The following is a 13,136-nucleotide window of genomic DNA, read 5'->3' as shown; positions in this document are numbered from 1 at the left end:
ATATTAATATCAATACTCCAAAAAACCACTTCATTACTTCTTCCTAAAAAAATACCACAATACAAACCCTATAACCAATACCCCTGCAATCCCCCATCCGATATGGTCCATAAGGATAGCCCAAACATTGGGTTTGCTTTCCGATTCCTGCCTGACAATCTTTTCATCCCTGCTGTTCTGTGAAACCGTTGCTACCTGTTTATTGGTCGTATCCTGCTTTTCTTCCTTACGTTCTTTAGTTGCGTTTCGATGTTCTGTCACTTTCTCTTTTACGGTTGTTTCTGTGACCTCGGCAGGCGTTTCCACTTCAATGGTTAGTGTATTAGCCATTGTGTCAAGGATAGCCTTAATCATCTTGAATGCGCTGTCTGCCGGAAGGTAGTTTTCCCCTGGCTTAAGGTCCCCTTTCTTGATGGTAAACTTCCCCTTACTTCCATCCTTTGTGGTCTTGGTCGTAGTTTCCTTTTCGGTAATAACGATTCCTTTGTCAACCTCCTTTTCCTTTACCTCAACTTTAGATGCAGAGGATTCGGTCTGTTTAACCTCAACCTTTGCGCTTTCCTTTATTTCAAGTTTCTCGCTATTCTTAAACTTGTTCTTTAATACTCCACAAGATGCAAAGGCAGTCACTATGACTACCATTGCGACCATTTTAATTCCCTTCATTTCCAATCTTTTCAATAACAGTATCAACTTTCTTTGCTTGATTCTCTACGTTTTCTTTAATAGGCTGGATCTTCACGTCTACTTCTTTTTCGATCATTGATTTGAGGTCTTGAATACGCTTCTCGTTCAGTTCCTCACTTTGTTTAACCAATCTATCCGTCATCTTGCTATTGCTCCATCCCTGACAGCAGTTAACTATCAAGGACACTACTAAGCAGAATGCTAAAGTCTTATAGTGCGCTACACTTGTAAGCTTGGCAATTCCCCCTGTACCTTCTTTTATCAATTCTGCTTTGTTTTCCATCCCCTTACTTACTGAAATATAAATCCGCTTCTGCTTTTCTTCTTCTAACCAATCCTGCATAGACTTTACCGCCAGCTTTATTCCACCTCATGAACTGATTACGGATATCAGCATCACAAGGATTGTTATTTATCCTTTTGGCTAGTGTCGAACTTGCAAGATTAGTTCCCCCTAAATTGTAGGTAAAGCTTACGAGTGCATCAAACTGATTTTGATTTAAGCAAACCTTGATCACTCGCTTAACATCATTTTCATACCTAACAAGGATATTCTTAAACAATTCCCTTGCACGATCTTCAGTGACCTTATCACCACGCTTAACTTTTGTTCCATCCTCGTAGTAAGTAGAGCCTATTCCTATGGTCCAAACACCTACTACATCCTGATATGCCGTAAGGTATTTCTTTAGGTTTCCACCTACTTCAAATTCCTCTATCAGCTTTAATCCCTTTTCTCCTGTTTTCATTTTAATTTCCTATCTTTAATCCACTGCGTTTATCAAATACAAAAATTGGTTATAGCCCAACGGTGTCCATGCTGTTGGGTTTTTTTGTTTTTAATATTATTTTATATAACTTCATAAAGTTCATAGAAACTATTTGATTTATTCCCAATGGATTAGGGTGATCCATTGGGTTTTTGTTTTTATTGTTATTTTATTTAACTTCATAACTTCATAACATTTACATTTAAACTAGCTAACAATTGGCCCAATGATTTCCGGTATTCATTGGGCTTTTTTATTTTTTTCTGTTACTTTTTTAACTATATTTAGTTATCAAAAACATTCATATGATAGTGTCGTTTTTGAGCCCAATGGATGAGGACGATCTTTTGGGCATTTTTTATACCCCTACCGAGATAGGGGTATGGTAATTTTATTTCACTACCTTTATTGTGTTAAAGACAACCACACATCGGAACTCGTTTTTTTTGTCCAGTTGATTAAGATGATTAATTAGGTTTTTTTAATAGTAAATTGAAAAGGACCAATAGTCTTGGTTTTTATTTTCAAATACTTCCATTTTTCCTAGAATAAAGTCTATTATTCAAAAAAATGTTAATACCCATATTCACCATCCAGGTATGAAATCCTTGTCCTAATCCACTTGCTGATCTCTAACACTCCCATAGACCAAGCCGTTTTGCCAGGCCATTTATCCATATCCAGTTGATATAGTTCCCTTGTAAACTTGGTGGATAAGTCTCTCATAATGTTGTAAACGTTGTCAGCACTGAATATGCCCATATCTCTAAGCTGCCTGTACCTAGTTTTGATTTCCGTGTCATAAACACTGCTTACTTTTAAGTTCCAAAAATCCTCAGTATTTTTAGGCACGTTGATTCCCAAGGTGAAAATCCTGCCTAAAGGAGATTCGATGTTTCCCCCGTTCCAAGATTTATACCATGTATCGAGATCGTAAGGGGTACATAGCCATTTTACGCCCCCATCATACGTCATCCAGTGGTTGTTTCTGGATAGACAATCCACTAGCCTAAAAAAGTCTAGGAATAAATACATATCTACGATATTGCTTGTCACGAACCCTGCCTTGAATACCGTGTTTGCATTTTCTAATGGTGTCGATGCTATGGCTTTAAACTTGTTTAATACAGCTGTAACCTCTGGCGTGGCTACTTTGGGGTTTCTTAACTCAATACCGTTAAGGATATTGTAATCAACCGCGTTCCCCAATTCGAATTGCGTATGGTTGGGATCGTCTTTTGTTAGGTCGTAATTTTGGTATTTTTTTCCTATGTTAAATGTCCCTATACCATAAAATTCGTTATTCCTATAGAATATTGCGGGAAACCCGTCTACATGTCCGGTAGCCCCGGTCTCCATGGCCTCGGCTCCTGTTTTTCCTATCAATCTCTGATCGGTATCTCGTTTAGGGAATCCTTCTCTTGTTTGTAACATTTGCTCCCACACTCTATTTGCGGTAATATTACATACGTGGTTGGGGTCAATGTAGTTAACTTTTAAAACGTATTCCGAGTGTGGCAACAAGTTCGCTATCCTAATTTTAACATCTTGTGACAAAGTACTGTCCTTGAATAATTCTATTGTCCAGTTTTTCTCTGGGTAAGACATTGACGAACTACCTTGTGGTTCGAACCTCATGTGGAACTGTCTTTCGATACCGTCAATCAACAACTTTCCATTCCCTTGCATATATTGTCCTTTAGCTGTTGGGATTGGGTCAGTAGTTGTCAAATCTATTCTTATCAAGTCTACCGGATTGAATCTAGTTACATCTGGGATATACTTGCCAGTACCGCCCCCGCCACCACCGGATGAACCGTAAGGTGCATATATCTTTGGCCGAGTAACAGTTACTCTCGCCTTTAATGGGAATTCTTCCATATTGTGGTTAAGCACGATATTTACGTTCTCCGTGGCCTCGTAAGATATATTGTTTATACCTAATTGCGTCTCATTTATCCTCCCGATAACACTTTCGCCAGTACTGTCGAAAATAATCGCTATTGCCTGCGGAGAAACTTCATTATGAAGCTCTGGTGCTACCTGTGCGGACAATGTTGAGCCCTTTGGTACTAAAATCCTTTCAGTGTACCTCATTTTTGTTATCGTAGGGTTCACACCTCCTGTTCCACCCATGATGCCCAAGTTCTTAAAAATGCTGTTTGGGTATTCTGTAACCCCGCCATTGTTTAGGATTAGCTTCATATCCTCCTGCGAAGCGACACCATACTCCCCATCTTCTCTGATGTTATCCTTTGTTAAGAATGTCTGAACCTCATGAGTAATTGTTCCCCAAGGGGTTGGAGCATTTGGATTCATTGAGTGGGTTTGCGCAACTAAAAACCCGTCTGCATCCGGTGTGATTGTCGATTCATATATATAGGATGTCTCATTAATAGGTTCAATCCTTCTTTGATTGATAATTGCTGACTTAAAGCTTAGATCGTTGTTAAGTAACCATCCTGCGACGTTAGAACCTCCGTTCTCTCTATTCCGCATAACAATGGTTATTTTCTTTCCAGCCTTCACCCTAATCGGGTCAGAGTATTGATAAAGTCTCTCTCCCGCATGAAGCGAGCCGTCAGCCCGTAACATTCCTATATTCTTATATGTTAATGTTTCGGTTTTGTCTTTTGAGTTTTTGTATAAATCATCAACACTCTTTTTACTGGCAACTCCAATGGATGATGTTGAATCAATATCTGATGGTTTTAAATATAAAACGGATGTTTTGATCTTTATGTCCCCAGCAACAGGAGTGGCCCTGAAGTTGATTCCTATTTTTCTAGCTTGTGTTGCTACATAGGTGTGCGTCTCTGTTTTGTTTAATTCCTCGTATGGTATAAACTCATTCAAAGATGGGGTTCCATCTGGTTTGAAAACGGCAATAGCTGGGTTATTAAGGTTCTCCGTAGCACTTTTGACAGTAACAGTGTCGCCTAAGTTTACGTCAAACAACTGGCTGCTATTATACCAACCTGCTGCTCCATTACCTCCGTTCATGTTATAAAACTGTCCTATTCTGGGTACGGGAATATCTTCCGTTACTTTACCCGCCATTGCCTCATTGAAGCCCAAAGCTCCATCAGCAACGTTTAATTTAGCTCCTCCTACTTTTTCGATCCATTTAACCGAGGTGCCTGGTACATCCGCAGCTACAGCTGATTGTCCTGGAGCAAGTTCAAATAGCCTTTTATCATAGAAAACCTGTGCACCATTGGAATATGCCTGTGCGGCCCAATCAGTTATTGATTTACCATCTGCACCCTTTATTCGATCTCCCATTGCCTTTAAAACCCAGTTTGGACTTATCCATTCGTAAATCCATTCTTTATCCTCTGAGGCGGTATAATTCTGTCCATTCCATCTATATACTCCTGGAGAAGCCTTAGCCCATCTGTAATCAGTGGTGCTTAAAGCATTCATGATTTTTGGGGAGCCTGCAGTTCCTCCTACTAGGGATTCTAATTGAGATCCCTGACTTGCAAAAATGCCCTTAGCCGTGTCCTTGCTTATTTTCTTTCCTCTGGATATTCCATTGTCAACGATAATATGTGTAAAATCATTAACCTCCGCAAAAGCGTCCTTCCATTGTTTAGCTGGTAAATCTCCCATATCTAAAATTTCTTATAATTCACTACTTAATCCCTGTCTAACCAGAATACCGTTTACGTATTCCAAAAAATAATTCGTTGCGCCAAAACTGTATTGGAATGTCCCTGTAATACCCTGTTCAGTACCGACGAAAACATTTCCGTCCATCCTGAAGTCCTGAAGCATCCGCACTTGACCATTGAAGGTTGAAATTCCTGATAGCACATCTATTGCCTTATATGAACCTCCAGTAGGCATGTCGATCCTAATTCCCGTATTGCTCGATGTGTTACCCTCGTTGAGGATATCCACGAGTGCACTCGTAAGACCGATCTTTATTGAAGAATCCTTTGGTAAAGGCCCCGGTATAGTTCGGCTATTTATCCATTGGATGCCATCGCGGTTTATTCTGAACCTTATCTGTTCGGTTCCAGCAACGTAATAATAAAGCCCATCAGCATCTATGGAGAATGGACCGATTTTACTGTTCCCTGTCACTACCATATTTAAAGCCTCTATGTACTGAGCAAAGAGTTTCTTCACATTGATGTAATATGCTGTGATTGAATCCGTGATTATCTGACCTCCTGAAATAACCGTATATCCCTTTGTTGACTGAAGGCTCCTTGTCCCTTCGATAACCGATGAAAGGATTCCTAGGTTAAAGTGCCAGAATCCTGGTTCGGATTCTAGTGGCATTTCTGTTTCACTCAGTACCCAAGTTCCTATAGGCTGTGTTCTACTGCATTTTGCTGCCAGATAGTAAGGCTTTAACGGATCTAGTCCGTTTATAGAAAGGCCTGTTAGTTCCCAAATATATTGGTCCGGTTCGATCTTAAATACCTTATGTATGAGCTGGCCCCCAGAAATTGAAAAAGAGTTCGGATCGTTGCCTTCATTTACGATGTATGTGACATTTTCTAAGTCGTATATCATTGACTGTGCTCCGAAAAAGCCTACTATTCCTTCAATCAAAGGTTTTTCCAGTTTTCCATCGGGATCTATGACCTTTTCCTTGAACTCATTAAGTGCAAGAATGTTTCTTCGGTCATTTTCCCATGAGGTTCGGGTAACCTGCTTTACGATTTCCTTGGTTTCCTTAATGTCCCGCTCGATCTTTTGAATTCGCGAATAGGTTACATCTCCACCCACCTCACAGGTAAATTTCATCCCTGGAATAAGGAGTTCAGGAAAGGTACCGGGGAAGGATATGTATGTCACTCGCATTACCTCGTTAACAATGCCATAGGATGTATCAGATATTTCAATAAAGTCACCTTCATTCGGATAAACAGCCTTTCTTTTCGCATCAAGAACATCGATATCCAGTCCATATACGACCCTTGGACTCTTATTTGAATCTATAAACTCCTGTACCTTTTCCTGAAGTTCAAGTACTGCAGCATCGAGGTAGGATTGCGGTAACCTAATGCCTATAATAGTATAACTATCTCCTATTTCTGCTCGGTAAAGACCAAAGGGGGTAAGCTTTCCGTTACTGTCCTTATTGGCTTCATATCGTATTTCCTTTCTTTCATGGTTATAGGAAAGTATCTTGAACTCCTGGTTCATAAGTGCACCGTCCTTAAAGACTACCTTTGGTTCCGTGCCTGCAATAAATTGTCCATTAAGGTCAAAATCCAGTGTGGTATCACTAATGATAAATGTTCCTTCATTGTATTGATCTATTCTGGTAACTGTCGAGGTCCTTTTAGGGTATATCTCTTCATTTTCATAGGGCCTTTCAAATAGTCCGTTTGCTTCGATGCTGGTCTGGTCCTCGATTGGGTCAGTAAGCATCAATACTTTAAATGGATAATCCTTAGGTAGATTCTCCGTACCTCCAATACCATACGCCCTATTGACGATCATGGAATTATCTATTGTTTTTCGTTCGATACTGTACAGACCATTATTCCTGCCATATGAAAGCTTTATGTTCGTTGAATTTCCCACTATCTTTTTAACAGAAAACACTTTTCCCCTAATTTGCCATTCACAGCCCGATGCCTCTGCTATCATGTTCAGAGCATCCCAAAAATTATTAGCCCTATAATCCAGGTGAAAGACTTCCACCTGCTCCAATTCTCCCAAAGACCAATCAGCATCAGGATCCTTTGCGTTCAAGGATTCAATGAACATGAACATATGGGATTCAAGGTCGCCATCATAAGGAAAGATAATTGCACCTTCATCTTGAATTATCCACCTTACTAGACTGTGTCTTGGACCCTGAAAGACAAAATCATATTGAAAGAGATTTGAAGACAATTTTTTATTGTCGGGATTTTTATTGATGGACATAACCTCATTCTGATATATCAGGCTATCACCTACCTTAAGGTCAAGCATAGTAGTTGACTGAAAGGAAAAGGCAAGGTTATGGTCACCCATTAACTTACGGGTAAACACCGACTTCTCCAACGGCAACCGGATTGTTTCAACTCCCTGTCTTAATACCTGTATCTTCATTAAAAATTCTGTCTTATATCGTCCAATATTATATACTCATCATTCTCTGTCAATATGTAGGCTTCATCGTCTGCCAGATAGAACCATGATTCTGTTGGCTCAAAGTTGTTTTCAAGATTGAGGGTAAATTCACAATAGATTTGACCTTTGGAAAAAAGAGGCACCATATTCCTAAATGATGGAGAATCAAGATATCTTAAGAGAAATCCCCTGCCTATTGTATTACTGAAAAATGTAAAACCTGATGGATCTGAAATCAATTCAAGTATTTGGGACCGCTTTTCTAAGAGGTCACCAACGCCAGAAGCAACCAGATAGCAATCAATATTGTACTGAAGGGATTCATAAACAATAGGGGAAACATTGTCATATTCCTTTCCATGTTCGTCAATCCAATTGTTTGAAAACCTTTCCTTTGGTTTTGGGAATTTCAGGAGCTGGGAAAATAGACTACCTCTTTTAAAGTATAGACCTAACCCTTCAGTGTTTAAAGTTTCTATAGAGAACATTATATGTTTGCCCCTCCTAGGCTTCTGTCTATATTTCTTAGATATGTAAGCGATTCTGCCGTATTGTTGGCAATCTTCAGGGCTTCATTAGCCGTATTAAAAGTGTTAACCTGAATCGCATTCAAAGCTATTAGCTTATTGTTGGCTATTGCTATCAAATCAATGTGTGCTTTACCATTCGCTTGAATAGCCAAAAGTTGTTGCTTGTTTAGATCATAGGTTGAACGGAATAATCCCACCAGTTCAGACCCAGTTGTTTCAGAAATCTGCCTAGCAATAGTTTCCGATTTTAGATTAGATGAAGATTCAGTGTTTGTTAAGCCCATTACATCTTTCTGATTTTTCAGAAATTCCTCTCCTCGTTGCCTACGTAATTCTAGGTTTTTTTGTAAAAATTCCTTTTCCTCCGTAGTAAGTCCATCTTCTGCCATCGAATTGAAGTTTTCATACCATTCCTTCATTTCCTTCTCCAAGAAATCGCGTTGGAATTTCTGAACCATATAGTTTTCTAGGATCTTATCGAATCCTTCGGTCCAAGCGTCAGCAGCATTCTCACCCTGATTGAAAAACAGGGACGATATATCGCTGAGAATAGTAGAGAAAGAATTGCCTGTCGTTTCCTCCATCTTTTTGAGCATGGCACTTTCATATGTGTTTATCGTCTCCAACAGGTTATTCAACCTTTCCTGGGAGTTTTTATCAAGCTCCTGACCACTTTGGGCCATTTGGTTCTGTAGGTCTATGACCTCCTTCTTTGCCTTTTCAATATCCTTTGATAATTGCGGTACCCTAGCATATTTTGAAAGGTTCTTAAATATACCCGGCAAAGCCATGTATTCTTTTGAAGCCACGGAAAACGATTTGTATATCTGGCTTTGGGTTTCTCCGTTATTCAGTCTTTCCAGAATGCTATCGGTAAAAGAATTACCAGTCATTAGAAATTTCCCAGAAAGCATATTCGATTGAGCGATATATGTATTGTTAAGCTCCTTTAGTTTTGATTCATATTCATCAAGCCTTTCTGTGCCGTACAGATCATTGATAATTTCCAGTTGCATCTGCAAAGCTTTCGTCATTGCCTCGGTCAAGCGCAATTGCCTATCCTGGGACGCCTGTATCTCTGCTTGGTTCTCAGCGTTACGCTGATCACGCGCTTGATTAAAGAAACTTGATAGAGATGACCCCAATGACAATGCCGCACCAAAAATTGGAAGTGCTGCACCTATGTTTTCAAACGTTTCGGAAAGTTTCTTATTGGTGAATATACTAGCAAGAGATCTTGCTACCTGACTTGACACTCCTACCATCGCACTAAGCGACTTCAATCCACTATCAAGTTCGTTGGAGAACGAAAGCGCACTTTCCACTAAGCCACCAAATTCATTGGCCGCTCTTGCGATATTGTCGAGGTCGCCCAAATCAGCATCTTTGATCCCTTTGTCGAAGAAATCGCCGAAAATCTTGCGTAGTGCAGCCTTCTGTTCGGCTGTAGCATCCTTCATTCCATCAATTAACTGCATTACCGTATCCTTTCCAGTTCGGAAGGCATCTCCTAACATCCCATCGGTCGCTTTATTGATGTCCTCCATAGCTTTTTTAAACTCTGGAGCACTTTCAATAAGAGAGGCAAGCTGTTCCTTCAAAGATTCGTCAAGTGCTGCACGCTGTTCATCCGTGGCATCCTTACCCAAGTTTGCGAGTGCTTCATTATGAGCTTTACGGATATCAAGTTCTTTCTGTGCAAAGGTTTTTGCCATAGTAAGCGCCTGCGCATATTTCGCCATTTGTTTTGCACGCTCTTCTTTGTTCAATGAATCGATCATCTCTTGCAATGCTTTTGCTCGCTCTTCCTGTGCCTGTGTTAACTTCACATCTATACCGGTGAATGCCAACGCAGAAGCTGACTTTTGCAAAGTTGTAATGGCCAATAGTTCCTTTTCAAGATTGGAACGGTAATCTTTAGCTAATTCCGCCTGTTTACCAAACATCTTTTCAGCTGCTTCGATACCGTTTTGCTCTACGTAAGCATTGTATGCGGTGTAGATTTCTCGTTGCTCACCAAGTTGCTTTACAAGATCACGAGTCCCTTGTCTGGTTTCAGCCTCATTAATTTCAAAGCGTTCAGCTGAAACAAGTTTACCCTGATCAACCTTTTGTCCCTTATTTTTAGGATCAGCTAGAAATTTTCTGATCTCTTCTCGAATTTTTGAATATTTATCTTTTATCGATTCAATTTCTTCTTGGTCACGGCTTAGTTGTTTACGGTTTGCCTGCTGGGCGATTGAATCAATTTGAGCTTGAAGTGAACGTTGACGCTCAACTGCTTGTCTCCCTTGTTCGATTTGACGATCAGCGGCAGCTTGTGCTCTTTCTGCTTTTTTCTTATCAGCTTCTGATTCTTCGAATTCAATCTTTGTATTGACAGCTTTTTCCTCCTTGTAGAAAATCTTTAATCTTGACAGGTTTGCTTCCAAAGCTCGTTTGGTACCTTCCACAGAAGCTATGGAGTTTTTCCCTCCGTCCTTGAGTTTTCCCTTTTCAACCTCTTCATTATAAATTTTCAAGGCACTAGTAACTGATTTTAGAGAGGACTCTGTTTCCTTTGTCAAATCGTTGATTTGTTTTTGAGAAGATTTACTCAAATCAAATCCACCAAGTTTTTTAACCGTTCCTTCACCCTCGGCCATTGCTAGGTTTATCTCACGGATCTTATCAGCTGCATTTAAGTCAAATAAACGAGTGGTGAATTCACCGAAAGAGGTAGGGTTGAATGCCTTGGTTATGGTGTCAAGTAAGATTGAAGCTCCATCCATCAATCTCAAGAAAACTCCAGCAATTACGCCTTCACCTTTTTCAACTGTAAGGACAAAATTGTCCCACGCAATACTCATTCTCTTAGATTGTTGCTCCAATTTTGAAGCTCCATTTTCAAATTCAGTTTGCATTGCTCCGTGAGCCTCTTTTACATTCTCCAAAGCTCCGGTAAGCACATCAAAACCATTAGTAGCCAATGAAGATATTACCCGCTGGTCCCTTACTGCAACTACTCCCGTATGTTCAAGTGCCTCATTTACGGATCCTCCAGCTTTATGAATATTGTTAAGTCCTCGGATGTAGTCTACAAAAACACCTGCAGCATCTTCCCTGAATTTCTTTTGAAGATCAGCTTGGTTTCCTCCAATAACTTTCAATAGATCGGATACACCTTTTCCTGTTCTAAGTGTTTTTTCGAATTCTCCAAGGGTCCTGGAAAATGTTGAACCTACAAGTTCAGCCTCGAGTCCAACAGCTTTGGTAGCCGTAGCAAAGGCTAACACCTCTTGTCTTCCTATTCTATAAATACCAACGTTTTGGGAAATCTGTGTTGCATTATCAAGAATTTCCTTTTCAGTAGCCGCGAAATTATTGCCTAGATTTACGATTTCATCCCCGAAGGCCTTAACGTTCTGTACTCCCCCATCCACAAGGGTAAGCATCCTAGCAATTGAAGAACCGCCTTCTTCACCTGTGATATCAGATGCGGTTTCCAGCATGGCCAATGCTTCAGAAAAAGCTAATATATCTGCCCTACCTTTTACTCCCAGTTGACCAGCAACTTTTGAATACTCCAATAATTTATCAGCTGAAACAACCTGTAATTTTGCTGATAGCTCAACTATAGCATTTCCGAATAAACTTAGATCCCTACCTGCTAAGCCTGTGGTTTTGCTTACGTCTTTAATCCCGCTATCAAAATCAATAACAGTTTGTTTATTTGATTGAAATAAGGCAAACAAGGAAGCTAAGCCAGCCAATAAAGCTCCTACAGGAGTAGTTAGAAATGTTAGGATATTTTTACCGATTCCAACAAAAGCAGTTCCTAACTCCTTTAATGCACCGGGTTTTTTCGCTAAGTCATCTAAAGTCAATCCAAATGAGGATAATTGTGAATTTACCCTTGATACAACCGGAATTATATTTTCTACTGCATCAGTGTAATTACCTACATTTCTTTGATGAAGGCCAAGGGATGCATCTATCTTCTTAATACCTCTATCTAAGAATTGAGTCTGTTTTGTTAATGCATCCGCTTTTTCCCTAAGTTTTTCATAACCCAAAGTATTCTTGTAACCTTGGCGTTCCATCCTGAACATCTCTGCGAGAAGATCCTTGCTTTCTTTTCTGACATTGGCTAACGCTCGATTAAGTTTCTGATATTCTCCATTTTCGGACAATTCCTTTTTGCCTTCTCTTATGGCTTTGGAACGTTCTTGTTCTGATTTAATAAACTTTCCTACCTCTTTTCTATATTGTTCAAGAGAAATTTTCCCTTCATCATATAGTTTTTTTAGAAGTTTTTGTTCCTCACGTTCCTTTTGTAGTTCAATTCTCAATTGCGCAATCGATTCGATCTGGCGAAGTTTGCTCTGAGCATTTGAGCTATTATTTGAAACCTTATTAAGTAATTCGGCTTCTTTTGTGACCTTGGAAAACTGTTTGGCCGTTTCATCCATAGTTTTTGAAAGCCCAGAAGTCATTGAACTAGCAAAATCCTTGGGAAATTTGTCGGACATCTCAGCCCTCAATTTTGCCAAATCAGCAAGTTTCTTTCTTAACTCACTATCATCTCCAACAAACTTGAATTTTACCTCTGCCATATAGATTCAAAGGTACTTTGAAGGATATCAGGGTTAAATTATATTCAAATGCAAATCAAGTATTTGCAAAATATTTAATAATCTATTTGGATAAGTTGTTATAATATTATAAGTTTGTTTCATTAAGTGATTGAATCACTAAAAAAGTTCATTGAAAAATCAATTCCTCAATTTTCGAGAAGATTAACAACATGTAGTTGGTTGGGGGTAAGAAATAGCAAGGTGGCGGAATTAGACGCAAATAAAGAAGATGGGGATATATTTAATTTGTTGACTTATCGGACTGTATATATTCTAACGAACCCACTGGCGGTAAAAAGGAATAAACCCCTCCTTTCGTGAAGACGTGGAGAGTACCGTTACAGACGAAAATAGTTACAGGTTTCAATCCTGTCCTTGCTTAAAAAATATATCACTCCGCGTTTTGTGATGGCTGTTGTAGGCGGATAGAGCAGCTCCTAAACATC

General features: G+C 39.6%; 7 protein-coding genes. All 7 read right to left on the bottom strand.

What is annotated here, in order from left to right:
- Positions 1-33: 33 nt before the first annotated feature.
- The 7 genes from ACF3OC_RS08450 to ACF3OC_RS08420 all read right to left on the bottom strand — a co-directional run bounded on the left by ACF3OC_RS08450 (position 34) and on the right by ACF3OC_RS08420 (position 12,669).
- Complete coding sequence (locus tag ACF3OC_RS08450) at positions 34-666, bottom strand: hypothetical protein (protein WP_392471410.1); 633 nt, start codon at positions 664-666, stop codon at positions 34-36.
- The gene (locus ACF3OC_RS08445) at positions 653-970 is read right to left on the bottom strand and encodes a hypothetical protein (RefSeq protein ID WP_392471409.1); all 318 of its coding nucleotides are present in this window, start codon (positions 968-970) and stop codon (positions 653-655) included. Before ACF3OC_RS08445 ends, ACF3OC_RS08450 begins: the two co-directional genes overlap by 14 nt.
- Positions 971-974: 4 nt before the next feature.
- A complete protein-coding gene (locus ACF3OC_RS08440) occupies positions 975-1,436 on the bottom strand; it encodes a lysozyme (protein WP_392471408.1) in 462 nt (153 codons plus the stop codon).
- A 594-nt stretch (positions 1,437-2,030) separates the two neighbouring features.
- Positions 2,031-5,072, bottom strand: coding sequence for a CotH kinase family protein (locus ACF3OC_RS08435; RefSeq protein WP_392471406.1), 3,042 nt, complete (start codon positions 5,070-5,072; stop codon positions 2,031-2,033).
- Positions 5,073-5,084: 12 nt separating this feature from the next.
- A complete protein-coding gene (locus ACF3OC_RS08430) occupies positions 5,085-7,523 on the bottom strand; it encodes a phage tail protein (protein ID WP_392471404.1) in 2,439 nt (812 codons plus the stop codon).
- Positions 7,523-8,032, bottom strand: a complete 510-nt coding sequence (locus tag ACF3OC_RS08425) for a hypothetical protein (RefSeq protein WP_392471402.1) — start codon at positions 8,030-8,032, stop codon at positions 7,523-7,525. The genes ACF3OC_RS08430 and ACF3OC_RS08425 overlap by 1 nt, the downstream gene beginning before the upstream one ends.
- Complete coding sequence (locus ACF3OC_RS08420) at positions 8,032-12,669, bottom strand: phage tail tape measure protein (RefSeq protein ID WP_392471401.1); 4,638 nt, start codon at positions 12,667-12,669, stop codon at positions 8,032-8,034. The genes ACF3OC_RS08425 and ACF3OC_RS08420 overlap by 1 nt, the downstream gene beginning before the upstream one ends.
- Between the last annotated feature and the right edge of the window lie 467 nt (positions 12,670-13,136).

It is taken from the genome of Sphingobacterium cellulitidis, from assembly GCF_043187465.1.
GTDB classification, from domain to species: Bacteria; Bacteroidota; Bacteroidia; order Sphingobacteriales; family Sphingobacteriaceae; genus Sphingobacterium; species Sphingobacterium cellulitidis.
This window is presented reverse-complemented; position numbering and strand designations above follow the sequence as displayed.